Origin of the sequence: Caballeronia sp. LZ033, assembly GCF_031451265.1 — a bacterium.
Taxonomy (GTDB): Bacteria; Pseudomonadota; Gammaproteobacteria; order Burkholderiales; family Burkholderiaceae; genus Caballeronia.
The window spans coordinates 1,023,068-1,048,775 of sequence record NZ_JARUXQ010000003.1 but is presented as its reverse complement, the minus strand read 5'-3'; the positions used below and the strand labels follow the sequence as shown (position 1 = coordinate 1,048,775).

19 protein-coding genes are annotated in these 25,708 nt (G+C 63.6%); 7 read left to right on the top strand and 12 right to left on the bottom strand.

The genetic code is table 11. From position 1 onward, the window contains the following. The first annotated feature begins 71 nt into the window (after nucleotides 1–71). Nucleotides 72–1,664 (top strand): galactarate dehydratase, encoded by a 1,593-nt coding sequence (gene garD / locus QCE62_RS25990; protein WP_309924814.1) that lies wholly within the window; start codon nucleotides 72–74, stop codon nucleotides 1,662–1,664. A 22-nt stretch (nucleotides 1,665–1,686) separates the two neighbouring features. Here the strand turns inward: garD and QCE62_RS25985 are convergent, their stop codons facing one another. Next, the gene (locus QCE62_RS25985) at nucleotides 1,687–2,844 is read right to left on the bottom strand and encodes an acyltransferase (RefSeq protein WP_309924813.1); all 1,158 of its coding nucleotides are present in this window, start codon (nucleotides 2,842–2,844) and stop codon (nucleotides 1,687–1,689) included. Between the two features lie 351 nt (nucleotides 2,845–3,195). Between QCE62_RS25985 and QCE62_RS25980 the strand changes: the two genes are divergently transcribed. From QCE62_RS25980 to aspT, 3 genes are all read left to right on the top strand, one after another. Next, on the top strand, nucleotides 3,196–4,005 hold the full coding sequence (locus QCE62_RS25980) for a PAS domain-containing protein (RefSeq protein ID WP_309924812.1): 810 nt from the start codon (nucleotides 3,196–3,198) through the stop codon (nucleotides 4,003–4,005). Between the two features lie 556 nt (nucleotides 4,006–4,561). Beyond that, complete coding sequence (locus QCE62_RS25975; protein WP_309924811.1) at nucleotides 4,562–5,326, top strand: hypothetical protein; 765 nt, start codon at nucleotides 4,562–4,564, stop codon at nucleotides 5,324–5,326. A 136-nt stretch (nucleotides 5,327–5,462) separates the two neighbouring features. Then, the gene (aspT, locus tag QCE62_RS25970; protein WP_309924810.1) at nucleotides 5,463–7,163 is read left to right on the top strand and encodes an aspartate-alanine antiporter; all 1,701 of its coding nucleotides are present in this window, start codon (nucleotides 5,463–5,465) and stop codon (nucleotides 7,161–7,163) included. 155 nt (nucleotides 7,164–7,318) lie between these two features. Here the strand turns inward: aspT and QCE62_RS25965 are convergent, their stop codons facing one another. The 4 genes from QCE62_RS25965 to QCE62_RS25950 are packed head-to-tail and all read right to left on the bottom strand — an operon-like array spanning nucleotide 7,319 to nucleotide 11,700. Beyond that, complete coding sequence (locus tag QCE62_RS25965; RefSeq protein WP_309924809.1) at nucleotides 7,319–8,260, bottom strand: ABC transporter substrate-binding protein; 942 nt, start codon at nucleotides 8,258–8,260, stop codon at nucleotides 7,319–7,321. 59 nt (nucleotides 8,261–8,319) lie between these two features. Continuing rightward, a complete protein-coding gene (locus QCE62_RS25960) occupies nucleotides 8,320–9,348 on the bottom strand; it encodes an ABC transporter permease (RefSeq protein WP_309924808.1) in 1,029 nt (342 codons plus the stop codon). 18 nt (nucleotides 9,349–9,366) lie between these two features. Beyond that, nucleotides 9,367–10,881: a sugar ABC transporter ATP-binding protein gene (locus QCE62_RS25955; RefSeq protein ID WP_309924805.1), complete on the bottom strand. Its 1,515-nt coding sequence runs from the start codon at nucleotides 10,879–10,881 to the stop codon at nucleotides 9,367–9,369. A gap of 57 nt (nucleotides 10,882–10,938) precedes the next feature. Further along, nucleotides 10,939–11,700, bottom strand: a complete 762-nt coding sequence (locus tag QCE62_RS25950; protein ID WP_309924802.1) for a GntR family transcriptional regulator — start codon at nucleotides 11,698–11,700, stop codon at nucleotides 10,939–10,941. A gap of 195 nt (nucleotides 11,701–11,895) precedes the next feature. Between QCE62_RS25950 and QCE62_RS25945 the strand changes: the two genes are divergently transcribed. The 3 genes from QCE62_RS25945 (at nucleotide 11,896) to QCE62_RS25935 (ending at nucleotide 15,030) form a co-directional block, all read left to right on the top strand. Then, on the top strand, nucleotides 11,896–13,194 hold the full coding sequence (locus QCE62_RS25945; protein ID WP_309924801.1) for an L-fuconate dehydratase: 1,299 nt from the start codon (nucleotides 11,896–11,898) through the stop codon (nucleotides 13,192–13,194). Further along, on the top strand, nucleotides 13,194–14,426 hold the full coding sequence (locus QCE62_RS25940; protein WP_309925310.1) for a Zn-dependent hydrolase: 1,233 nt from the start codon (nucleotides 13,194–13,196) through the stop codon (nucleotides 14,424–14,426). The genes QCE62_RS25945 and QCE62_RS25940 overlap by 1 nt, the downstream gene beginning before the upstream one ends. 124 nt (nucleotides 14,427–14,550) lie before the next feature. Beyond that, the gene (locus tag QCE62_RS25935; protein WP_309817462.1) at nucleotides 14,551–15,030 is read left to right on the top strand and encodes a hypothetical protein; all 480 of its coding nucleotides are present in this window, start codon (nucleotides 14,551–14,553) and stop codon (nucleotides 15,028–15,030) included. Here the strand turns inward: QCE62_RS25935 and QCE62_RS25930 are convergent. From QCE62_RS25930 to QCE62_RS25900, 7 genes are all read right to left on the bottom strand, one after another. Beyond that, the gene (locus QCE62_RS25930) at nucleotides 15,024–15,611 is read right to left on the bottom strand and encodes a PqiC family protein (RefSeq protein WP_309924800.1); all 588 of its coding nucleotides are present in this window, start codon (nucleotides 15,609–15,611) and stop codon (nucleotides 15,024–15,026) included. The genes QCE62_RS25935 and QCE62_RS25930 overlap by 7 nt on opposite strands. Further along, entirely contained in the window at nucleotides 15,608–17,212 is a 1,605-nt protein-coding gene (locus tag QCE62_RS25925) for an MlaD family protein (protein WP_309924799.1), read from the bottom strand. Before QCE62_RS25925 ends, QCE62_RS25930 begins: the two co-directional genes overlap by 4 nt. Beyond that, the gene (locus QCE62_RS25920) at nucleotides 17,209–18,489 is read right to left on the bottom strand and encodes a paraquat-inducible protein A (protein WP_309924798.1); all 1,281 of its coding nucleotides are present in this window, start codon (nucleotides 18,487–18,489) and stop codon (nucleotides 17,209–17,211) included. The genes QCE62_RS25925 and QCE62_RS25920 overlap by 4 nt, the downstream gene beginning before the upstream one ends. After that, nucleotides 18,486–19,949, bottom strand: a complete 1,464-nt coding sequence (locus QCE62_RS25915) for an efflux transporter outer membrane subunit (protein ID WP_309924797.1) — start codon at nucleotides 19,947–19,949, stop codon at nucleotides 18,486–18,488. Before QCE62_RS25915 ends, QCE62_RS25920 begins: the two co-directional genes overlap by 4 nt. Before the next feature lies 1 nt (nucleotide 19,950). Continuing rightward, nucleotides 19,951–23,112 (bottom strand): multidrug efflux RND transporter permease subunit, encoded by a 3,162-nt coding sequence (locus QCE62_RS25910; protein WP_309924796.1) that lies wholly within the window; start codon nucleotides 23,110–23,112, stop codon nucleotides 19,951–19,953. 33 nt (nucleotides 23,113–23,145) lie between these two features. Beyond that, the gene (locus tag QCE62_RS25905) at nucleotides 23,146–24,387 is read right to left on the bottom strand and encodes an efflux RND transporter periplasmic adaptor subunit (RefSeq protein ID WP_309924795.1); all 1,242 of its coding nucleotides are present in this window, start codon (nucleotides 24,385–24,387) and stop codon (nucleotides 23,146–23,148) included. Between the two features lie 379 nt (nucleotides 24,388–24,766). Next, complete coding sequence (locus tag QCE62_RS25900) at nucleotides 24,767–25,675, bottom strand: LysR family transcriptional regulator (protein WP_309924792.1); 909 nt, start codon at nucleotides 25,673–25,675, stop codon at nucleotides 24,767–24,769. Nucleotides 25,676–25,708 lie beyond the last annotated feature (33 nt).

The window sequence follows — 25,708 nt, the reverse complement described above, 5'->3', positions numbered from 1 at the left end:
CCGTACAACGCGGCTATGTTGTAGGATGACATAACTCTAAGCGGCCCGTTGCGTGCCGAAGGAACGTCAGAATGAATCAGTCCCCGCTGTATATACGTGTGCATCCGGACGACAACGTCGCGATCGTCGTGAACGACGGCGGCCTGGGCGAAGGCGCCACGTTTGCCGATGGCCTCGTGCTGCGCGAACGCGTGCCGCAGGGCCACAAGCTGTCCCTGAAAGACCTCGCGGAAGGCGATGCCGTGATCCGCTACAACGTGGTGATCGGCTATGCGACGCGGTTCCTGCCGAAGGGAAGCTGGGTGAACGAGCACGTCACGCGCATGCCGACGCCGCCCGAACTGCACGACTTGCCCATCGCCACCATCAAGGCGCCGGACGAATCGCCGCTCGAAGGCTTCACCTTCGAGGGTTATCGCAACGCGGACGGGTCGGTCGGGACGCGCAACATCCTCGCCATTACCACCACCGTGCAGTGCGTGGCGGACGTCGTGCAGCACGCCGTGACGCGCATCAAGGCGGAACTGCTGCCGAAGTACCCGAACGTCGACGATGTCGTGAGCCTCGGTCACACCTATGGGTGTGGCGTGGCCATCGACGCGCCGGACGCCATGGTGCCGATCCGCACGGTGCGCAACATCGCGCTGAATCCGAACTTCGGCGGCGAAGTGATGATGGTGAGCCTGGGCTGCGAGAAGCTGCAGCCGGAGCGGCTGATGCCGGCGGGCACGATTCCCATCGCCGCGGCTTCGGCGCAGACGGAAGACGTGGCCGATATCGGCGACAACACGCACGACGGCAACGGCGGCACGGTCGTGTTGCAGGACGAGGAACATGTGGGCTTCCAGTCGATGATCGATTCGATCATGCGCATGGCGGAGACGCATCTGAAGCGGCTGGACAACCGGCGTCGTGAGACGTGTCCGGCGGCGGATCTCGTCGTTGGCGTGCAGTGCGGCGGGAGCGATGCGTTTTCCGGGCTGACGGCGAATCCGGCGGTGGGCTTCGCGACCGATCTGCTGGTGCGCGCGGGCGCAACCGTGATGTTCTCGGAAGTGACCGAAGTGCGCGACGGCGTGGCACAGTTGACGGCGCGTGCGGCGAACGGCGAAGTGGCGCAGGCGATCATCCGCGAGATGCAGTGGTACGACGATTATCTGAAGCGCGGTGGGGCGGACCGGAGCGCGAACACGACGCCGGGGAACAAGAAGGGCGGCTTGTCGAACATCGTCGAGAAGGCGATGGGGTCCATCGTGAAGTCAGGGAGTTCGACGATCTCCGGTGTGTTGTCGCCCGGGGAGAAGGTGAAGCAGAAGGGGCTCATCTATGCCGCGACGCCCGCCAGCGATTTTATTTGCGGGACGTTGCAGCTGGCATCGGGCATCAACCTGCATGTCTTCACGACGGGGCGCGGGACGCCTTATAGCCTTGCGGAAGTGCCGGTGCTGAAGGTCGCGACGCGCTCGGACCTGGCGCGCCGCTGGCATGATCTGATGGACGTCAATGCGGGCACCATCGCTACCGGTGAGGCCACCATTGCGGATGTGGGCTGGGAACTGTTCCGGCTGATGCTCGATGTCGCCAGCGGGAAGAAGCAGACCAAGGCCGAGGCGCTCAAGCTGCATAACGCCTTGGTGCTTTTCAATCCGGCGCCGGTGACCTGATCCTCCTCAGGTGCTTCTTTCTTCAGGACTGGACCGCAACCGCGTTCGCAACGCGCGGCTGCAATCTGCCTTCGAGCCTGCGAATTGCATTGCGCGCCGGTACTTCCAGATAACGAAAGGCCAGATAGCTCGCGGTAATCAGGCTGCCGAACAACGCGGCGACGGTGATCAGCAGCGCGAGCGGATGCGGCATGTGGTGTCGTTCGAGAATCAGCGGTCCGAGCCGGTAGATCCGCAAGAACTGCGAGTGGAGCAGATACATCGCGTACGAGATCTCGCCGAGAAAGAAGACGGGAGCAGAGCCCAGGAATCTGCTGACGGGTGCCTTTCTTGAAGTCGCCGCAATGACGATGACGAAAGGCGTCGCGAGAACCACGACCAGATCGCTTCCTGGCGTCAGCAGGCAGGCAAGCAACGCGATCACGATGAACGCCGATACCAGCTTGCCCGAGCACGCCTTGGCAATGCGCGGATCTCTCGCCGCGACATAGACCGCCATGCCGATACCGAATTCGCACAGGCAACGAAGCAGCGGAAAAATGGTCGCTTCGTTGGCGATATCGAGCGGGCCGTTCTGGGCGCCTTGATGCAGCGATACGCATGACATCAATGCGATGCCCGCGATGAACAGCGTCACGGAGGCGATGCGCAGCCACCGCTGTCGCAATACGAGAAGCGTGAACGCGGGAAAGAGGAGATAGGCGGCGAATTCCGTGCTGATAGACCATGCCGGCGAATTGATGGAGTCATAGAATCCCCATCCGTGAATCATCAGCACGTTGAAGACGAAGTTTGCAAATCCGCCTGACCAGGAATGGCTGAAGCCGGCGAGATTGAGTGCGGCGACGGCCAATAGCGTGACGACGTATAGCGGGTACACGCGCGCCAGGCGTCTGAGCAGGAAGATTGCATAGCCTCTGCCGAGCAAGCGGGTTCTGAACATGCGCTCATACGTCAACGACATGACGAAGCCGCTGAGCATGAAGAAGATATCGACCGCCAGATAACCGTGATGCACGAGGGTGTCGAGCGAAGCCGGAAGCGGCGCAAGCAATAACATGTGATGCACGACCACCCATAAGGCGGCGACGCCGCGAAGGCCTGTCAAAGGGCGGATATCGTTGTTATGCGTGGGTCTGGCAAGTTGTCCGATGTTGTCGGCTGGATTGTGCGTGTGCATGGCGTCCCCTCTTGTACCGTAATAACTTCCTTTTTTTTATTGAACTATACGGAAGAATTGCCGGGGCGAGCGTGAGGCGGGCAACACTTGGGGCGAGCTTGGCGCAGGCGGGGAAGCGGTTTATCTGAACTGCGGAACGATACAGACATTGCTGAACGAACGTCATGTCATCCGCTCACACTCCGCCCACGCTTGTCCGACGCACGAGTATCCTTGATCGGGTCAGCCAGCCTGGCTTGCTGTTCCCGATCCTCGCGCGTAACTCGCTCGTCGAAGGTGACATGCTCAAGGGTCTCGATCGCCAATGCGCAGGGTGCTTTTCCGTCCCTTCAATGCGTGCGGGTTACGTCATTGCAGCACGCATTCGGCGACGAGTGGGACCGGATTCCGGTCTCCTTCATTCGCAACGAGGATCCCCATCTCAAGTCCGTCACGTGCGAGCGCCAGGCAACAGTTCAGCATCCGGAGCTTGCTATCAGTACGGATTGGGAGAACGAGGCGCGTGTCTCGCGTGAAGAACTCGAGGCATCGCGTGAAGAGTTGCTGGCATTGAACGAGGAACTGAAAGCGTCCAACGAGCAGCTGAATGAAAGTAATGCGGATCTCAACAATGCGAATCTCCATCTGCAGGAGAACGTCACGCAGATGGCGATGCAAAGCCGTGTGCTGCAATCCGGCGCGGTGATGACACTGTTTCTGGACCGGGACTTGAAGCTTCGCTGGTTCACGCCTTCGATGCAGGCCATGTTCTCGCTCAAGGCGGGCGATGCCGGCCGGCGCATCACGGACTTCGTGCCAGCGTTTCGCGACGCGCAACTCATCAACGACATTCAAGATGTGCTTTGCGAAAGCGAGGCGCGGGAAGCGCTGGTGAGCAGTGGCGAAGGCCGCTGCCTGCTCAGAAAGGTCTTTTCCCTACGTATCGACGAGCCGCGCTGGCAACCCTGGACCTGGCTTGCGAGACAGTTCAATTATCGCGGCGGCTGGTCGTTTCCGGACGAGACATCGGAAGGCAATCTGGTTGGTTCGCTTGCAATGTACTTCGAGGACCCGCGTGAACCCGACCAGATCGATATGGAACTCGCTGCCGCCTTCACACAAACTGCCGGCATCATCATCTGGCGGCATCAGCAGGCTCAGCCGGCGAGCCTGCCGGGATGAGGGCGCCGTGGCGCCACTGGCGCGGTTCTATCGAATAGCCCGAAGGTCAGCTGCCTATCTGCTTTCCGATAGAAACTCCTTGCCAATCGAGCGGGTTAGCGATATCGGTCATCAAGGTCACGTTCGCTTCACACGGGGAACGATACCTGGATTTTCCCAACTGACTCGCGACGATGAACGATCGACTGCTGGAGGTAATCTGGCATGCAACGGAGCGTGAACCGAGGTCGATGCTTCAAGCTCGATGAAGATTTCTGATGTTTTCGCGGGCGCATGCTTTGTGCTGGCCGCATTGCTTGCGCGGCACGATCGCCCATTGACATGAGGCAAAAGCCGGGTGATCCGCAGCAGATATCGGAGTAGCTGTCCTTGACCGACACCTTCCATCCGCTCTTCCCGATCGTGACGCCACGGCCGTGAGGTGAAACCGGCGCCGGCTGCGACGGAGGTCGCGCCGGCGCGTCGTCACGGGGCCAGGCAAGGTGAACCATGGTGAACCTCGATTCCTTCTCTTCACTCGAATCCGCGACCGCACCCTGCGCGAGAGGGGCATGAAATGACCGCATTCGTCGATCATCCCGCTCTCCTGTTCGTGGCGCTTCTCCTGATGCTCATCGGCGCGGTGGCGTTCGGCGCCTACGTGTTGCGTCGCATGGCCGTGCTGCCTGCCGAGGACCGGGAGGACTTCAACATCATTCAGACATCCACGTTGACGTTGCTTGCGCTCCTGGTCGGCTTCAGCCTGTCGATGGCGGTGAACCGCTACGACCTTCGCAAGACGCTGGAAGAAAGCGAAGCGAATGCCATCGGCACCGAGTATTCGCGTGCGGATCTCGCCGATGCGGCGGTCGGTGGAAAGATCAAGACCGCCTTGGTTCACTATACGAGGCTGAGACTCGCGAGTTACCGTATGCGGGATCCGGTGGAACTGGCGAAGATCAACCGCGACATGGCGAATACCGAGACGGAACTTTGGGCGCTCACGACCCAGGTCGCGAAAGCGCAGCCGACGCCAATCGGGGCGCTTGTCGTCGCAGGCATGAACGATGTTCTGAATTCACAGGATTACTCGGAGGCCGCGCGAATCAATCATATCCCGCTGGGAGCGTGGTATCTGATGATCATCATCGCACTGCTCGGATGTGTCGTTCAGGGTTACGGCGCGAAAGGCAGTCTGCGAAAGGGATTGCTCATCACCATTCTTCCCGCGACCGTCGCGCTTTCTCTTGCGCTCATCGCGGACATCGACAGCCCGAAGGGCGGGATCATCCGCGTGGAGCCGCGCGATCTCACACGGCTCTTGCAGTCGATCGCGCCGTGACGACGCTTCGTGAAACGCATGGACGCCCGTCGCGTGTGCGACAGGCCGCTACGCAAGAGGGCCGCCCCTGGAAATTGCGGGACTGTCTGGTTGCGTGCTTTGCAAACCGGCTCGGAGCCATGTCAGGGAGCTATCGATGAGCGTCGCGTTCAATTGGTTTCAGCACGTGCTTCGAATCCATCCCGAAGTCACTTTCTTCCTGGTCCTGGGCTTCGGTTATGCGCTCGGCAAACTGAAGATCGGCAGCTTCACGTTAGGCGCGGTCACCGGCACGTTACTGGCGGGGGTGCTCGTGGGCCAATTGGAGTTCAGGATCTCCGGCGAAGTGAAGCAATGTTTCTTTCTGCTCTTTCTGTTTTCCATCGGATTTCGCACCGGCCCCCAGTTCTTTCGCGGCCTGCGTCGCGACGGCCTGCAGCAAGCGTTCCTGGCTGCGATCGTGGCCACGACCGGCCTTGCGGTGGCGTTCATCGTGAGCAAGTTCCTGGGTTATCAGGCCGGCACCGCGGCGGGCGTGGTAGCCGGGTCGCTCACCGAGTCCGCCACCATCGGTACTGCCACCGACGCCATTACACGGCTGAACCTGTCCGACGCCGATCGGCAGATGCTGACCAATCAGATTCCAGTCGCCTTTGCTGTTACCTATCTGATAGGTGTGATCGGTACGGCGTGGATCCTGAGCCAACTGGCTCCCAAGCTCATCGGGGTGAACTTGCCTGCGGCCTGCCGCGAGCTCGAAGACAAGATGCAAGGCGGCAGCGCGCAAGGTATTCCCGTGAGACGGGAGTTCGAGCTGCGCGCCTATTTCATTGAGGAAGGTTCGCCGCTGGCGGGTGCGTCGATATCGGACACGGAAGCCAACATGGGCGATCAGCGTCTCTTCATAGACCGGATGCGACGTGACGGCCAAGTCATGAACGCCGCCCCCGACACTGTGCTCCGCGCAGGCGACATCATCAGTGCCGCCGGACGGCGCACCTTGTTGGTCGAACACATGCCAGGGCAGGCTTCGGGCGTGCGTGAGATCGACGACCGCGAGTTACTGGACGTGGAGGCCGAAGCGCTCGATGTGGTGGTCACATCCAGGACGATCGACGGCCGCCGACTTGGCGAGTTGGCGCGGGAGCAGGCCGCACGCGGCGTATTCGTATCACGCCTCACGCGCGCGGGCACGCCGATGCTGATCTCGCCGGAGACCGTGCTCAACCGTGGTGATGTGCTCACGCTCGTGGGCAGCATGTCCCGCGTGGAAGCGATCGTCGGCAAACTCGGCGTGGCCGACCGCGCGAGCAATGCGACGGACATGGTTCTGGTGTCGCTCGGTATCGTGGCCGGCGCGCTGATAGGCGTCCCGGCGCTGGTTGTCGGCGGGGTGGAGATCGGCCTGTCGCTCAGCGTGGGCGTGCTACTGGGCGGATTGGTGTGTGGCTGGCTGCGTTCGGTGCAGCCGCGCCTCTTCGGGCGTATTCCCGGGCCGACGTTGTGGGTGTTCGAATCGATTGGATTGACGGGCTTCGTCGCCATCGTAGGCTTGAACGCCGGGCCCGACTTCGTCAAAGGACTGCAATCGAGCGGACTTTCGCTGCTGCTTGCAGGCGTATTGACCTCGAGTATTCCCATGCTGGTCGGCGTATTCGTCGGGCACAAGATCATGAAGATGCATCCGGGTGTCATGCTCGGGGTGTGCGCAGGCGCTTCGACTGCCACGCCGGCTTTGGCAGCGGTGCAGGAGGCAGCGAAAAGCGCGGTACCGACCTTGGGCTATGGCGTGGCCTATGCGGTGGGGAATGTACTGTTGGCGCTGTGGGGGACAGTCATCGTGGCGCTGGTGAGCTGACAGGAAACACGCTCATTGTCGGGGCGGAGAACTTAGGCTTTGGGCGGGACCCACGCAGCGGGCAGATCGGAACGTATCAAACGCAGGCTGCGACCTAAGATGAAGCCCCTCGTAAAAGGGGCTTGCTTCGCGTGCTCGATTGCTACCGTCAAGCTTCAATCATACAAAACCGCCTTGATCTTCGGATCACTCATATTCCCCTTGTCGTACCAATAAAACCCGGTATCGATCTTCTTCGGCAGCTTCTCGCCCTTCATCGCCTTCACAGCCGAATCGACGACACACTTCCCGATCCCGATTGGATTCTGCGTAATCGCCCCATACATCAACCCGGACATGATGTCGTCTTTCTGCTCTTTGCCCGAGTCATACCCGATCAGCACGAGCTTCTTCCCCGACTCCTTCACGCCAATAGCCGCACCCTCAGCCGACCCTTCATTCGCCCCGAACAAGCCTTTGATGTTCGGATTAGCCTGAAGCATCGCTTTAGCGATTTCGGCGGATTTCAAGTGATCGCCTCCGCCATACTGCACGGAAACGATCTTGATCCCAGGATGCTTGGCCTTCATCTGATTCAAGAACCCATCCCGCCGATCAATCCCCGTACGGCTGGTCTGATCGTGCACGATCACCCCGACTTCCCCTGAATTCCCGATCGCCTCAGCCATCTTGTCAGCAGCAAGCGCCGCAGCCGCCAGGTTATCGGTGGAGCAGGTAGTCAAAGGAATATCGCTATCCACGCCCGAGTCGAACGCAATGATTGGAATCTTGTTGTTCTGCGCCCGCTTCAGCAAGGGAATAGCCGCCTTGCTATCCAGCGCCGCGATCCCGATAGCCTGCGGCTTCTTCGCCAGCGCAGCCGAGAGCATATCGATCTGCTTGTCGACCATAGCCTCGGTTTCCGGTCCTTCAAAGGTGATCCTGACCTTCTGTTCCTTGGCCGACTGCTCCGCCCCTGCCTTCACGGCTTGCCAGAACTGATGCTGGAAGCCTTTGGAAATAAGCGGAATATACGGCTCGTCCGCCTGCGCGACGCCAACCGTTCCGGCCATGGCAAACACGCCCGCCAGCACTCCGAAGATGGTTCTTTTCAGCATGATGCGTCTCCTCCTTGGTTTCGATGTTTCCCTTTGTTGGTCTGACAGGCACATAACGTTCAACTGCTTTTCCTGCGCCGCAAGATATCCGCATACACCGCGAGAATGATGATGAGTCCCGTCACGACGATCTGCCATTCCTGCGCGACGGACATGATGCGCAATCCATTGGTCAGCACGCTCATGATGAACGCACCGATGATGGTCCCGAGAATCGTCCCCGATCCCCCGGAAAGCGAGGTCCCTCCGATCACAACCGCCGCAATGGCATCGAGTTCATAACCTTGCCCCAACGCCGGCTGCGCTGAATTCAGCCGCGACGCAATCAGCAGCCCGGCGATGCCGCATATCGCACCGCCCAGCCCATAGATAGCGATCTTCCAGCGATCCACATTCACCCCGGACAGCCGCACGGCTTCCTCATTACTGCCGAGCGCGAACGTATAGCGTCCGAGCGCGGTGCGATTCAACGTGATCGAACTGACGATGGCAAGAAAGAACAGGATCAACACCGCATTGGGAATCGGTACGCTCGGCAGAAAGTAACCGATCAGCGAATCCTGCGAGATCATGTAGAAGTTCTCGGTGTCGGTGAAGTAGATCGGCTTGTCCGACGACACCACCAGCGAGAGCCCCTTCAACAGCATCATCATGCCGAGCGTCGCGATGAACGGCGGAATCTTCATCTTCGCGGTCAGCGTGCCGGACACGGTGCCGCAGATCGCGCCCGTGATGATGGCGGCAATCACGCCGATGGTCATCGGCATGTGCCAGTAAGTGAGGAACACGCCGCAGATCACCGCGGTGAAGGTCATCAGCGTGCCCACGGACAGATCGATGCCGCCCGTGATGATGACAAACGTGGCCGCAATCGCCAGCACACCATTCACCGCCGTGGCCTGGAGAATGCCGAGGATGTTGTCCATCTGCATGAAGGCGGGCGATGCGAAGCTGAAGAACACCAGCAGCAGGATCAGGCTGGCGAACGCCAGCAGCTTTTGCAGCGCCGTCGGCGTGAAGAGCCGTGCACGCAGGCCGCTTGCGCGTCCCTCGCTGGCGAGCGCGGCGGTTTCCGTGGGTTGTGTCATGTGATCGACCTTTGCGGCTCAAGCCGCTTGCAAAGATTCACGCCGCGTCGCGAGCTCCATGATCCGCTCTTGCGTCGCGTCGCCCGAAGACAGCTCGCCGGTGATGCGCCCCTCGCACATCACGACGATGCGGTCGCTCATGCGCAATATTTCCGGCAGTTCCGACGAGATCATCACGATCGCCTTGCCCTGTTGCGCCAGCGACCGCAGCAGCTTGTAGATTTCGCTCTTCGCACCGACGTCGATACCGCGTGTCGGCTCGTCGAAGAACAGCACATCGCAATCGCGTTCCAGCCACTTCGCAATGACGATCTTCTGCTGGTTGCCGCCCGAAAGCAGCCGCACCGGTTGCGTGGGCGAGGGCGTGCGGATCGCGAGCAGGCGAATGAAGTGTGCGGCGGTCTTGCGGATCTTCGAGCGCCGCAGGAACACACGGCCGCTTAAAAACTTGCCGAGATTGGACATGACGATGTTCGATTCCACGTCCATGCCCGTCGCGAGGCCAAAGCGCTTGCGGTCTTCCGAGAGATAGCCGATGCCGCGCCGCACTGCATCGCTCGGCTTCTTGATGCTCGCCGGCACGCCCTTCACGACAATCTCGCCGGACTGCACCGGATCCGCGCCGAAGACCGCCCGCGCCACCTCGGTGCGGCCCGCGCCCATCAGCCCCGCGAAGCCGAGTATCTCGCCGCGCCGCAGCGTGAAGCTCACGTCGCGCACCAGCGGCCCCGCGTTCAGATGCTTCACTTCCAGCGCAATCTCGCCCTGATCCGAGCCGCCGAGGAACGAGGTCAAATCCGTGAGGGTCCGTCCGACCATCATGCCGATGATCGTGTCCACACTCGTCTCAGCCGTGTGAACCGTCGCAACATATTCGCCGTCGCGCATCACGGTGACACGGTCGGAGATCTGCTTGAGCTCGTCCATCTTGTGCGAGATATAGACGATGCCCACGCCATGCGCCTTCAGTTCACGAATGATGCGGAACAGTTCGGCGATTTCGGCATCGTTGAGCGCGGAGGTCGGCTCGTCCATGATGAGCACGCGCGAATCGAACGACAACGCCTTCGCAATCTCCACCATCTGCTGACTCGCGACGGTCAGCGTGCCCACGATGGTGCGCGGATCGAGCTTCACATGCATGCGCGCGAGGATCTCGCGCGCGGCGGCGTTGAGCTTGTCTTCGTCGAGCAGCAAGCCCAGACACTTGCGCGGCTCACGCCCGATGAAGATGTTCTGCGCGACGCTCAGGTGGTTCATCAGTTGCAGTTCCTGATGAATGATGCCGATGCCCAGCGCCTGCGCCTCGCGTGGACTCGTGAACTCCACGGGCTGGCCGTCGAGCAGCATGTCGCCCGAATCGCGCGTGTAGACGCCAGCGAGAATCTTCATGAGCGTCGACTTGCCTGCGCCGTTCTCGCCCATCAACGCATGGACTTCGCCTGGCTTGAGATCGAACTGGATCTCATGCAGCGCGCGCACGCCGGGAAAGCGCTTGCAGAGCTTGCTGACCGATATGAGCGGGGGTGTCATGGAGGGGCTTCGAGTCCTGTTCCGGTTGGCATCGTCGATGATGGCGCTTACGCAGGCTCACGGCGCGAACAGGTCCGGCCGTTCCGCCGCCGAGCGCCGCAGCTCGGCCACCACCTGATCCAGATGGTCATGCATGGCCCGTCCCGCGGCTTCGGCCTTGCCGCTGCGAATGGCTTCGAAGATGCGTTCGTGTTCGGCGAACGTATGCGCGACACGCTCCGGACTCGCCAGCAACTGCCGCGCGCGATCCAGCGCACTGCGCGACACCGCGACAATCTCCTTCACGCGCGGCAGCTTGATGGCGTCGAGCAGGATCTCGTGGAAGGCGAGATCCAGTTCATGAAACTCAAGACGCTGGCCCTTGCCGATCGTGCTGCGCTGCTGGTCGAGATTGAGCGCGAGGGCATCGAGCACTGCGCTGTCACGAAGCTTCGCAACGCCGCGCACGGTCTCGACTTCGAGCGCGCTGCGAATGAACAGATGCTGACGGATATCTTCCAGCGCGATGGGCTTCACACGCGTGCCGCGCTGCGGCAGGACTTCGACGAGCCCCGCATGTTCGAGACGCGCCAGCGCGGCCGATACCGGGAAGCGCGACACGCCCATGCGGTCGCAGACCGCGAGCTTGTCGATCATGAGCCCGGGCTCCAGCGCCAGCGTCACGATGGCTTCGCGCAATGCGGCCTCGACAGCGTCGGTGAGGCTGCCCCGGTCGCCGCTCTTGATCTTGTGCAACGCATCGTAGGGATTGCTGATGACGCTCGCGGTATCGGAGGAAGTACTCACGGCATGCTTGCTTTGCGATGAAGATGCTAGCATGCTAGGAAGCCGGAGCAGCCTTGTCAACGCGTGCCGAATGCGTATAAACCCGCTAAGGCATGCTCGAAGTCATGGCGTATCTCTCAGTTTGGGAAAGCATGTGTTTTAGCGCACGGCGCATGGTGTTTTCCCGCAGATGCAATCCGGTTCTTCCGCTTCGTCTTCGTTCAGGTCTTCGCTCAGGAGCGCATTCAGATGACTACGATCACCGGCCTGTCCGTGCAGGACATCCGCTTCCCCACATCGCGTTCACTCGATGGCTCCGACGCCATGAACGCCGCGCCGGACTACTCCGCCACCTACGTCACGCTCGCCACCGATGCACCGCAAGGCCTGACCGGTCACGGTCTCACGTTCACCATCGGACGCGGCAACGAGATCTGCGTGGCGGCGGTGCAGGCGCTTGCACCGTTGATCGTCGGCAAGACGCTGGAGGAGATCACGTCGGACATGGGTGCGTTCTGGCGCGCATTCACATCGGACAGTCAGTTGCGCTGGATAGGCCCGGACAAGGGCGCGATCCATCTCGCCACCGCAGCCGTCGTGAACGCCGCATGGGATCTGTGGGCGAAGGCGGAAGGCAAGCCGGTGTGGAAGCTGCTGGTGGACATGACGCCGGAACAGCTCGTGCGCTGCCTCGACTTCCGCTACGTGACGGACGCCATCACGCCATACGAAGCCATTGCGCTGCTGCGCCGCCATGAAAAGACGCGCGGCCAGCGCGAGAAGGAAATGCTCGAACAGGGCTATCCCGCGTACACCACATCGGCGGGCTGGCTCGGCTATGACGACGACAAGATTCGCCGCCTCGCGCGCGAAGGCGTCGCGCAGGGCTGGACGCATTTCAAGCAGAAGGTCGGCGGCAATCTGGAAGAAGACGTGCGGCGTGCGCGCATCCTGCGCGAGGAGATCGGTCCCGGTTCGAAGCTGATGATGGACGCGAACCAGGTCTGGGAAGTCGATGAGGCGGTAGCGAACATGCGCCGTCTCGCGGAGTTCGACCCATGGTGGATCGAAGAGCCGACCAGTCCCGACGACGTCCTCGGCCACGCATCGATACGTCGCCGGCTGGGTTCGATCGGCGTGGCGACGGGCGAGCACTGCCAGAACCGCGTGATGTTCAAGCAGTTGCTGCAGGCGCAGGCCATCGACTTCTGTCAGGTGGACAGCTGCCGTCTCGGCGGACTGAACGAAGTGCTCGTCGTGCTGCTGATGGCGGCGAAGTTCGGCGTGCCCGTCTGCCCGCATGCGGGCGGCGTGGGCCTGTGCGAATACGTGCAGCACATCTCGCTGTTCGACTACATCTGCGTGTCGGGATCGCTGGAGAACCGGGTGCTCGAATATGTCGATCATCTGCACGAGCACTTCCTCGATCCCGTCGTGATCCGCAACGGCCGCTACATGCCGCCGCAGCGTGCGGGCTACAGCATCGAGATGAAGGCGGAGTCGCTCGCGCGTCATCATTATCCGGACGGCGCCGCATGGCAAAGCTGATGCCGAAGATTAACGGCAAGCGGCTAATCCAAGACCTCGAACGCTTGCGCAGCTTCGGCGCGATGGGAACGGGCGTCGTGCGGCTGGCGTTCTCGCCAGTCGACATGGACGCGCGGGGCTGGCTGGCGCAGCGCATGGAGGAAGCGGGGCTGTCCGCGACCATCGACGGCGTCGGCAACGTCTTCGGCCAGTCGCGCCATCCGGGTCCGGCGCTGTTGATCGGTTCGCACACGGACACGCAGCCCACCGGCGGCTGGCTCGACGGCGCGCTCGGCGTGATCTACGGCCTTGAGATCGCGCGGGCGCTGGCTGAGTGCGAAAGCACGCGTCATCTCGCGCTGGATGTCGCGTCGTGGATGGATGAGGAAGGCAGCTTCTCGGGCTTTCTGGGCAGCCGCAGTTTCGTGGGCGCATCCGTGGACGATGCACTCGACCACGCGCGCAATCGCGACGGCCTGCTGCTGCGCGATGCCATCGCTCAGGCGGGACTCGCAGGCCGGCCGCGCGTACAGCTCGACAAGACGCGACACAGAGCCTATCTCGAGCCGCATATCGAGCAGGGCGGACGGCTGGAGGCACATGGCAAGTCGATCGGCGTGGTGACAACCATCGTCGGCATTCGCGAGCTCAGGCTGCGCTTCACCGGACAGCGCAATCACGCGGGCACCACGCCAATGTCAATCCGCCGCGATGCGGGCGCTGCGCTGGTGGCGTTCATCGGGCGCATGGACGAAGCGTTCCGTCAGCTCGCCGATGCCGATACCGTGTGGACCGTCGGCCGCATCGATCTCGATCCGGGATCGTTCAGCATCGTGCCGGGCAGCGCTGACGTGTCTCTGCAATTCCGCGACGCGAGCCTGGCTCGTCTGCACGCGATGAAAGCTGCGCTGGCCTCGCTGGTACGCGACTTCAACGCGAAGGAAAAAGTAAAAGTCGAGTTTCTCGATACCGAACCGCCCGAAGATCCCGTGACGATGGACGCAGCACTGCAAGCGCAACTCGCCGAGGCTGCCGAAGCGCTCGCGCCGGGGCGCTGGGAAGCCATGCCAAGCGGCGCATCGCACGATGCGCAGGTGCTCGCGCCGCATCTCCCAGCGTGCATGATGTTCGTGCCGAGCATCGGCGGCGTCAGTCACGATTTCATCGAAGACACGTCCGAGGCGGATCTCGTGCTGGGCTGCGAAGTGGCCGCTCGTGCGGCGGCGGACATCCTGCGCGGCATGGCGCGCTGACCTTCTGCGTCGCCCATTGACATGGGCGACGCACGGCACTATCAGTTCAACATCACTTCAAGCACACAGGCGCGCACGACCGTGACAGACCATCGGGCCTCCGCCACTCACGCAAGGAGTCGCCATGAGAGCAAGGAACGTACGGACGTGCTGCGCGATCGTGCTGGCCATGATCGCGCTCGATGTCATCGCGCAAAGCAAGCCGATTGCCTATCCCGCCAAAGGGCAGAGCGCGCAGCAACAGCAGAGTGACGACGGCGCCTGCTATAGCTGGGCGAAGAGCAACACGGGCGTGGATCCCGCCAATCCCGCCACGACTGGCGCGCAAAGCTCGCAGAGCGCGCAAGCCGGGCATGGCGGCCAGCGTCTGGGCGGTGCGGCGCGCGGGGCGGCGGGCGGCGCGGCCATTGGCGCCATCGCGGGCGATGCGGGCAAGGGCGCCGCCGCCGGCGCAGTCGCGGGCACGATGGCGGGCGGCGCGCGTGCGCGGCAGGCGAAGCGCGCGGAGCAGGCGAACGCCCAGTCGCAAAGCCAGGGCGCGATGTCGACGTACTATCGCGCGTGGTCGGCGTGCATGCAGGGACGCGGCTACACCATTCAGTGACCGCTGCGGATGGCCGTCGCAATGTCGCGACTCACGCGGGCGAGCGCACGGTCATGCGCGGCGATCAGCGCGTCGGTGTCGCCGCCGTTCACCGGTTCGCGCACGAAGGACCGGCCACTGGCGTCGGTGACAGCGCCGCTGTCGTTGTCGCGCCGCACGGACCAGCGCGCGTCGATCACGACTGCCTCGCCAGGCACGGACTCGAACTGCTGGATATCGACGCGCACGCGCCACGCCCGCGCATCGGCCGGGGCGCGCGACGCCACCGCGACACGGTCCGAGCCGAGCATCAGGCCGAGATTGCCGGCAATGGCATCCGCGATGCCGCTCTTCAGCGGTTCGCCCCAGCGCGCATATTCGTTGATCGAGATTTCGTTGTTCGTGCTGCGCGTGACGATCTGCGGCCGGTCGACGAGTTCGGGCACCGTCACCGGCCCGACAATCACCGCCTGCTGGATCGCACTTGCGCCTGCGGTGTCCGAAGCCGCATCCGGACTCAATCGATAGAAGCTTGCGCGTGGCGAAGCACAGCCCGCGCAGATCGTCGCGACGACCAGCAGCACGATCACACGCGGCGTCATGGTTTCTCCTCCGGCTTGCCGCGCAGCAGCGCTTCAGGATGCTGCTGAAGATAATCGGCGAGATTGCGGAACGATGCCGCCGTGCGTGTCAGTTCGCGGACCGCTTCCGCCGTGTCCTGCTGCAAGCCGGAATCCGGGCTGAGCGTCGCGTGCGCGGCATCGAGCGCGCTGCGGGCGGCATTGAGCGTCGCGGCGGCTTGTGGCAGCACATCGGTATTGAGGCCCTGCATCAGCAGGCTCGTCGCGTTGAGTGTCTTCTGTGCGCTCGCGGTCAGTTGCTCGATCGGCAGCTTGTCGATGCGCGTCATGATGCGGTTGATCGAGTCCTGCAATGAATCGAGGCCGCTCGGCGTCGTCGGCAGTTCCGGCGGCGTGCGGCTCCAGTCGACGCTCGCCTGTTTCGCGGCGGGGAAGAAGTCCATCGCTACATACAACTGCCCCGTCAGCAGACTGCCCGTGCGCAACTGCCCGCGCAGCCCGCGTTCGACGAGAAAGTCCGCGAGCGCCTTCGGGTCGCTGACCATGCGGCCGCTTTTCGGGGGCGCATTCGCGAAGCGCGACGTGAAGCGTTCCGGATACAGCTTCACTTCGACCGGTATGCTGATCTGCTTCGTCGCTGGGTCGAAGCGCGTATAGATGGCCGACACCTCGCCGATCTGAATGCCGCGAAACTCCACGGGCGCGCCCACGGCCAGCCCGCGCACCGAGCCCTGGAAGTTGAACACATACGTTTCGACGATGCGTTCCTGCACGCGCAGCGCATCGGCGCGCGTGCCGAAGAGATGGAAGACGGTATCGGCGGGCGCTTCGGCCCAGCTGAGCGAGACCGCTGGCGTTTCGAACGCGAGGCCGCCAATCAGGATCGACACGAGCGACTGCGTGTTGACCTTGAGGCCGTCGGTGCCGAGCGTGACGTCGATGCCGCCCGCCTGCCAGAAGCGCGAATCGGCGTTGACATAGCGGTCGTAGGGCGCGTTGACGAACACATGCAGCGTGACGCCGCTGCCGTCGCGGTCGAGTTCGAACGACGTCACCTGTCCCACTTGCAGACGACGGAAGAACACCGGCGTGCCGACATCCACGGATCCGAGATCGCTGGCCTTCAGGACGAACTGACGGCCCGGTACGTCGCTCGCGAACACGGGCGGCGTTTCCAGTCCCACGTAATCACGCCGGTCGCGCTTGGTCCTGCCAATATCCATGCCGATATACGCACCCGACAGCAAGGTGCCGATGCCCGATACCGAGCCGCCCGCCACGCGCGGCCGCACGACCCAGAAGCGCGTGTCGTCGACGAGCATGTTGGCGGCGTCGCGCGTGAGATCGGCCGTTGCGACCACGTGCGTGTAGTCCTTCGAGAGCGTGACGGTCTTCACCTGGCCGATGTCCACGTCCTTGAACTTGATCTTGGTCTTGCCTGCTTCGAGTCCTTCGCCGCTCTTGAAGGTGATGGTGACGGTCGGACCTTTCTCGAGCACGGCCTGCGCCGCCAGCCACGCGCCGATCAACAGCGCGACCGCCGGCACCACCCACACCCATGGAATGCGCCAGCGCTTCCTTGGCACGACTTCGGCGTCGGGCATGTCGTTCGGCGTGTTCATCGCGATGCCTCCGGGTGCGCGTCCGGCGGCGGGTCCCAGATCAGGCGCGGATCGAACGACATGGCGGCGAACATCGTCAGCACGACCACGGCGCCGAACGCAATCGCGGCGGGCCCTGCCGCAATGGTGGCGAGCGCGCTGAACTGCACGAGCGCGACCAGCACGGCGATCACATAGATATCGAGCATCGACCAGCGCCCGACGAACTCGACGATCCGGTAGATGCGCGCCCGCAGCGGGCTGCGCTGCGTCGAACGCAGATTGACGCTGGCGGCGAGATAGCCGATGGCGAGGATCTTGAGCATCGGCACCGCGACGCTCGCGATGAACACGACGATGGCAAGCGGCCACGAGCCCGATTGCCACAGATACGCGACGCCGCTCATGATCGTGTCTTTTTCCGCGCCGAACAGTGAGCTGGTGTTCATCACCGGCAGCAGGTTGGCGGGGATGTAGAGCAGGGCCGCCGCGCTCAGGAACGCCCAGGTGCGCGACAGGCTGCCGGGCTTGCGCAGATGCAGATGCGCGCCGCAGCGCGGGCAGACGAGCCTTTCGTGCCTGCGCGTACCAGCGGTAGAGAGGCCGCAATCGTGACAGACGCAGATGCCGCTCGCCGCCGCGATGGGTCCACGCAGCGGCGTGCCGGCGGGCAGACCGGGCGGCGCGCCGTCGATGCGCATCCACATGGCGCGTTCGTCACAGGCCGAGGCCGCCGCGACCAGCAAGGCCATCAGCGCCGCCAGCGACCACAGCGCGGGCCCCGTCACCACCGACGCGATATGGGCGAGCTTCACCAGCGCGACCAGCAGGCCGAGCATCAGCACTTCGGTCATGCCCCATTCGCGCGCGACGCGCAGCAGGCGGAACACCGTATCCGCGTGCCATGGCACGCGCCCGAGAAACAGCGGCAACACCAGCCACACCATGCCGATGGCCTGCAACGCGGGCATCAGGATCGTCGTGAAGAAGATCAGCGCGGCGAGCGGCCACATGCCGTCGCGATAGAGCACGCGCACGGCGCCGAAGAGCGTCGTCTCCACGAGATCGCCGTTCACCGACAGGCCCACGATCGGACATGCGTTCGAGATGAGCCACAGCACGCAGGCCGCGAGTGCGAAGGCGAGAGCGCGCTCGAAGCCCGGCGCGCGCCTGCGGTACAGCACGGCGCGGCAGCGGCAGCAGCGCAGCGTGCCGCCCCGCGGCACCGCGTGTTCATGCTGGAGCAGATCGCACTCGGGGCAGGCGATCAGCGCGCGGCCGGGAGCGGGCGTGTTCATTGCACCGTCTGCGGAGTGGATGACGCGGACGGCGCGGCGCCTTGCTGCGTCGTGAGCTTGTCGGCGGCGACGACCCAGCCGCCGCCCATCACTTTGTACAGCGTGACGAATGAGACGAGCGCGGCCGCCTGCGTCTGCGTCAGCGAGAGCTGGGCGTTGAAGAGGCTGCGTTCGGCATCGAGCACTTCGATATAGCTCGTGTAGCCGCCTTCATAGCGCGCCCGCGCCAGACGCGAATAGGTGGACAGCGCCGTGACCTGACGGCCCTGTATCTCAAGCTGCTCGTGCAGCTTGGTCGAGGCGATGAGCGCGTCGTCGACTTCCTGGAACGCAACCTGGATCGCCTTCTGATAGGTCAGCAGCGCGGCGCGTTGCTGCGCTTCGGCCAATTGCACCTGTCCCGAGATGTTGCCCGCCGTGAAGATGGGCTGCGTGATCTGCCCCGCGAACGACCAGACCCGCGACGGCCCCGTGAACAGCGACGAGAACTGCCCGCTCGCCGTGCCGAGCAGGCCGGTCAGCGAGATCTGCGGAAAGTAGAGCGCGCGCGCCGCGCCGATCAGCGCATTGGCCGCGATCAGATCCTGTTCGGCCTGAAGCAGATCGGGCCGGCGCTCCAGCAGATCGGACGGCAGGCCGGCCGGAATCACCGGCGTCTGCATCTCGCCGAGCGTGCGGCCGCGCAGGATCGGGCCGGGATTGTCGCCGAGCAGAACGGACAACGCGTCCTCCTGCTGCGCGATGGAGGTTTCGATCTGCGGAATCGTCGCGAGCGAGGCTTCGTATTCGGACTGGCTTTGCGCGAGTTCCATCTGCGAGACTTCGCCGCCCTCGAAGCGCAGCGTGAAGACATGCACGGATTCGGCGCGACTGTCGGTCGTGGCTTTGGCGATCTCAAGCTGCTTGTCGAGGCTGCGCAGGTTCAGATACGACGAAGCCACCGACGCCACCAGCGAGAGGATCGTTGCCCGCCGCCCTTCGACGCTCGACAGCAGGTTCGCGCGCGCCGACTCGGTCAGCCGCCGGTTGCGCCCGAACACGTCGAGTTCCCAGGCGGCGGACACCGACACCTCGTAGCTGTTGTAGACCGGCCCGAAGCCGGCCAGAGGCTGCGGACCCGCCTGCGAAGCGCGCTGGCGCGCCGCCGTCGCGCCCGCCGAGACCTGCGGGAACAATGCCGCGCGCGTGGTCACGAACTGGCCCATGAACTGATCGATGCGCGCCGCCGCGATCTTCACGTCCTTGTTGTTCGCCAGCGCGGTGTCGATCAGTTCATCGAGCACGGGATCCTCGAACTGCTTCCACCATTCGGTGTTGGCGGTGTCGGCGGCTTCGCCCGAGGAGAAGCGCCAGTTGGCGGGCGTTTCCACCGGCTGACGCGAATAGTCCGGCCCGAGCAGACAGCCGCCGAGCAGCAGCGTCACGACGAGAACCGACAGGGCGATGGGAAACCGGCGCATGTCAGTCTCCCTGTTCCTTGGGCGGCACACTGTCCTTCTTCTTTTTCTTCTCCGAGCGTTCCGACAGCGTTTCGAGCACGAAGAAGAACATCGGGATGAAGAACACGGCGATCACCGTGGCGCCGAGCATGCCGCCAATCACGCCCGTGCCGATGGAATGCCGGCTGTTCGCCGACGCGCCGGTCGCGATGGCGAGCGGCACGCAGCCGAGAATGAACGCGAGCGACGTCATCACGATCGGGCGCAGGCGTTCTTCGGCGGCGACCATGGTGGCGTCGAACACGGACTCGCCCGCCTCGCGGTTCAGCACGGCGAACTCGAAGATGAGAATGGCGTTCTTCGCCGCGAGCGCAACCAGCATCGTCAGGCCGATCTGGAAGTACACGTCGTTGTTGAGGCCGCGCAGCAGGATCGCGAGCAGCGCGCCGAAGATCGCGAACGGCACCGCCATCAGCACGCCGATCGGCAGACTCCACTTCTCGTATTGCGCCGCGAGGATCAGGAAGACCATCACGAGACCGAACACGAACACCAGCGCCGAACTGCTGCCCGACTGCTTCGCTTCATACGCCTCGCCGCTCCATGCGATGCCGTAATCCGTGGGCAGCGTCGCCGCGACCGCTTCGAGCGCCTGGATCACCTGACCCGATGCATAACCCGGCGCGGCGTTCGCCGTGATCTTCACCGCCGGGAAGTTGTTGAAGCGCGTGATGAGATCGGGGCCGGTGACATAGCGCGTGTTGACCACGGCCTTGAGCGGCACCATGTTGCCGTTCTTGCTCTTCACGAAGATCTGCGTGAGATCGTCGGGCTTGATGCGATACGACGGCTCCGCCTGCAGGATCACCTGCCACAGCCGGCTGGAACGGTTGAACTGCGACACATAGAGCGAGCCGAACATGGTCTGCATCGCGCTGTAGACGTCCTCCACCGGCACGCCGAGCGTCTCGGCCTTGTCGCGGTCCACGTCCGCGAGCAACTGCTGCGACGATGCGTTGAACGTGGACGTCACGCCCGTCAGTTCGGGCCGCTGCTTCGCCCGCTCGACGAAGTCCTGCACCAGCGCCGCGAACTGCGCGATGGGCGCATCGCCCTTGCTCTGGATCCACATTTCGGTGCCGCCGGTCGTGCCGAGACCAGGTATCGACGGCGGATTCAGCGGCACGACGATCCCCTCGCGAATCTGCGAGAGATGCTTGTAAGCGTCGATCAGCACGGCGCGTGCATTCTCGGTGCGGATATTGGCCGATGTATAGCGATCGTCGAAGCTCTTGAGGCCGACGAAGAAGGTCGACGAATTATTCTTGTTCTGGCTGTCGAGAATGCTGAAGCCATCGACCGTTGTAATGCTGCCCACCGCCGGCTGCTTCATGAAGTAGTCGGTGACGCGCTCGGACACCGCGCCGGTGCGGTCGAGCGAGGCCGCGTCCGGCATGATGACCGCGCCCAGCAGATAACCCTGGTCCTCGGGCGGCAGGAAGGCGGTGGGAATGTCGCGCATCATCACGACGGCAAGCGCGATCACGCCCGCGAAGATGCACAGCCCGATCACGAAGCGCCGGATCACGAGCTGCACGGCGCGCGTATAGCCGTGCGTCATGCGTTCGAACTGACGGTCGAACCAGCGGAAGAAGCCTTTCTTCTCGTGATGCCCGGGCTTGAGCAGCAGCGCGGCGAGCGCCGGCGACAAGGTCAGCGCCACGAGCCCCGAGATCACCACCGAGATCGCGATGGTGATGGCGAACTGCTTGTACATCTGCCCGGTGATGCCGGCGAGGAAAGCCACCGGCACGAACACCGCGCACAGCACGAGCACGATGGCGACCACCGGTCCCGCCACTTCGTCCATGGCCTTCTTGGCGGCGGTCTTCGGATCGAGCTTGAACACCGTCATGTTGCGCTCGACGTTCTCGATCACGACGATCGCGTCGTCCACCACGATGCCGATGGCGAGCACCATGCCGAACAAGGTGAGCATGTTGATCGAGAAGCCCAGCGCCGCCATGCCCATGAAGGTGCCGACAATCGACACCGGTACCGCCAGCACCGGAATGAGCGTCGCGCGCAGGCTTTGCAGGAACACGAACACGACGATCACCACCAGCACGACCGCCTCGAAGAAGGTATGCACCACGTCGGTGATGGACGCGCGCGTGAACTCCGTGGTGTCCATCGCGATCTGGTAGTCGATGCCTTCCGGGAAGGTCTTCTTCATCTCGGCGAGCTGCGCGCGCACCAGCTTCGACACGTCGAGCGCGTTGGCGCCCGGCTGCTGGTACACGGCGAGCACCGTCGCCGGCTTGCCCTGGAAGCGGCTGCGGATGGAGTAGTCCTTCTGCCCGAGTTCGGCGCGGCCCACGTCGCGCAGCCGCACGATGGCCGCGCCGCCCGACTGCGCACGGATGATGATGTTCTCGAACTCGGAAGGCTCGGTGAGGCGTCCGGAGGTCGTCACGGCGAACGACTGTTCGACGGGCGCGCCGGTCGGCGACTGTCCCAGCCGGCCGACCGCGAATTGCTGGTTCTGGTTCGAGACGGCGCGCTGCACGTCGGCGGCCGTGATGCCGAGCTGCGCCATGCGGTCGGGCTTGAGCCAGATGCGCATCGCGTAGTCGGGGGTGCCGAAGATGCTCGACTGGTTCGCGCCGGGAATGCGCTTGAGCGCGTCGAGCACATAGACGTTCGCGTAGTTCGCAATGTAGGTGGCGTCGTAGCGTTCGTCGGGCGAATAGATCGCGATCACCATCATGAACGCCTGCGACTTCTTCTGCACCTGCACGCCCTGCGAGGTTACCGACTGCGGCAGTTGCGGCAGCGCAAGGTTCACGCGGTTCTGCACGTCCACCTGCGCGAGTTCCGGATTCGTCCCGATCTGGAAGTACGCGTTGATCGTCAGGTTGCCCGTGGATGAGCTCGACGAGCTCATGTAGATCATGTTGTCCGCGCCGTTGACCTGCTGCTCGATCGGCGCGGCCACGTTGTTCGCGACCACGTCGGCGCTCGCGCCCGGATAGGTCGCGGAGATGGTGATCTGCGGCGGCGTGATGTCGGGATACTGCGCGGTCGGCAACGCCAGCATGGACAGCGCGCCGCCCAGTGTGATGACGATCGAGATGACCGAGGCGAAGATCGGGCGGTCGATGCAGTAATGGGAAATGTTCATTGGCCTCTTCCGCGCAACGAGCTTTCAATCAAATCACTGGCCGGCCTCGCTGGCTGCGGTGGTCGTTGCGCCGGCGGCGGACGCGCCCGCAGCGGCTGCAGCGCCGGTCACGTGCAGTTGCGAATCGGCGGACACGCGGATCGCGCCATCCACGATCACGCGCTCGCCCGCGCGCAGGCCGCTCGTGATGAACCAGTCGTCGCCATGCCATTCGCCCACTTCCACCACGCGCTGACGCGGCTTCGACTGCTCGTCGAGCACCCAGACGAAATGACTCTTCGCGCCCTGCAGCACGGCGCGCTGCGGCAGCAGGATGGCATTCGGCCGCACGGCGCCCGCCACGCGCGCCTTGACGAACTGGCCGGGTCGCAGAATGCCTTTCGGATTGGCGAACACCGCGCGAACCAGGAAGGTGCCGGTGTCGGTGCTGAAGGCCGGATTCGTGAAGTCGATGCGGCCCGTCTGCGGATACACGGAGCCGTCTGCCTGGATGATCGTCACGTCGAACTTGTTCTCGGGCGGAAAGCGCAGCAGGCCCTTCTGGATCTGCTCGCGATACGTCAGCAACTCGTTCTCTGAGATGCTGAAGTTCACCCACATCGGATCCAGCTGATAGACGTAGGTGAGCAGGCCGGATTGCGTCGGCGTCACGTAGCTCCCTTCCTGCACGCGCGCGAAGCTGGAGAGGCCCTTGAGCGGCGAGCGGATGGTCGTGTAGCTCAGGTTGAGCTCGGCGCTCTGCACTTCGCCTTTCGCCGAGATGACGGCGGCCTCGGCCTGCTTTTCGTTGCCGAGGGCGTCGTCGAGATCCTTCTTGCTCAGTGCGTTCATCGCGGCGAGCGGTTTCACGCGCGCCAGGTTCTGCTGCGTCACGTAGAGCCGCGCCTGCTGCTGCGCGAGCGCGCCCTTGGCGGTTTGCAGCGCGGCCTCGAACGGCCGCTTGTCCATCACGAACATGATCTGGTTGGCGGCGACGAGCGCGCCTTCGGTGTACAGGCGCTTCTCGAGAAAGCCGTCCACGCGCGCGCGGATCTCGACCTCGCGCGAACTCTGCGTCTGCGCGGTGAACTCGAACTCGACAGGCGTGGACTGGGCGGCGACCGTGACGACGGTCACATCGACCGGAGGCTTCTGTGCTTCGGGAGGCGGCTTCTTGCAGGCGGCCAGCGCCAGCAGGACGAACGCGGCAAGCGACGCCATCCGCACGGCTTGCCCGGTGCCCGACCGTGGGGCGAACCGGCAGCAGTCCAGTATCCATTCCGACACGAACGCCATAGGCGCCTCCCCTTCTGGGACGGCCGACAGTTGAGCGGCGCGGCGCAATCCGACACATGCGCCACGGCGGCCCGCTTCAGGCGGAGGCGAGCGCATTCGCGGTCATGCGCGCGTGCATGACCGTGTCGCCTTGCGATGAGAACGCGCTGGACAGGCCAGCATGCAACGTCAGCGCGCGCGAGCCTGATGGAAGTGATGGGTCGTGGCTGCCTCCGGTCTTGTCGGTCGAATGCCTGTAAGAGAGCGGCGCATGATGCGTCATGCCTCGAATGCCCGCGCCATTCAATCAACGGACGCGGTGTGCGTGACCCAATTACTAATAGTCGAAGACGGCTGAAAACGCCATAGCGTTCGCATGAATTTGCAGGCTTTGGCGCGCTCAGTCCGCGCGCTTCCATGCCCTGAAGACGTCGAGCAGCGTGCGCACCTGCCGTCCGGGCGGGTCGTTGCGACGCCAGACCGCGCCGACATCCATGGTCGGCACGGGCACGCTCAGGTCGCGCTTGCTGATGCGGTTGCCTTCCAGCGACCACGGCCGGTAGACGAGATCCGACAGGATCGTCACGCCCTCGCCGAACGCGACGAGGCTGCGCACCGCTTCGATCGACTTGCTCTGCATGCGCACGCGCGGCTCCACGCCGAACTTGCCCCAGTAGCGTGCAACCGTCTGGATGTGCTCGTCCATGTCGAGCAGCAGGTAGTTCTCGCGCGCGACGTCTTCGAGCGTGACGCGCTGTGCGTCGAGCAACGGATGATCCGGCGGCGTCCACAGGCGGCGCGGCGAGCGCACGATGGTCTCGCCCTTGAGATCGTCGTGCAGCGCGGTGTTGGAGACGAGCAGCAACGCCATGTCGAGATCGCCGGCGAGCAACTGCTGCTCCACGACTTCCCGCTCGCGCTCGATTACCTCCACCTGAAGATTGCGGAACCGGCGCGTGAGCGTGGCCATCATCGACGGCAACAGGTAGGCGGAAATGGTCTCGGTCACGCCGATCCGCACCATCCCCGATATCTGCCCCGGTTCCTCCTGCGCGGCGAGCACCGCGTGGTCCACCGATTGCCGGGCCTGCTGCACATGGCGCAGGAAGCGCACGCCCGCTTCAGTCAGCCGCACGCCCTTGGCATGGCGCGCGAGCAGCGCCACGCCCACGGTGTCCTCCAGGTTCTGCAACGCGATCGTCATGGACGACTGCGACACGCTGCACAGATTCGCGGAACGCGAGATCTGCCCGGTGTCGGCCACGGACACGAAATATTCGATCTGGCGCAGGGTGACTTGACGGGGCATAGGGGCGATCCGGGTTTTACAAGCGAGCAATAT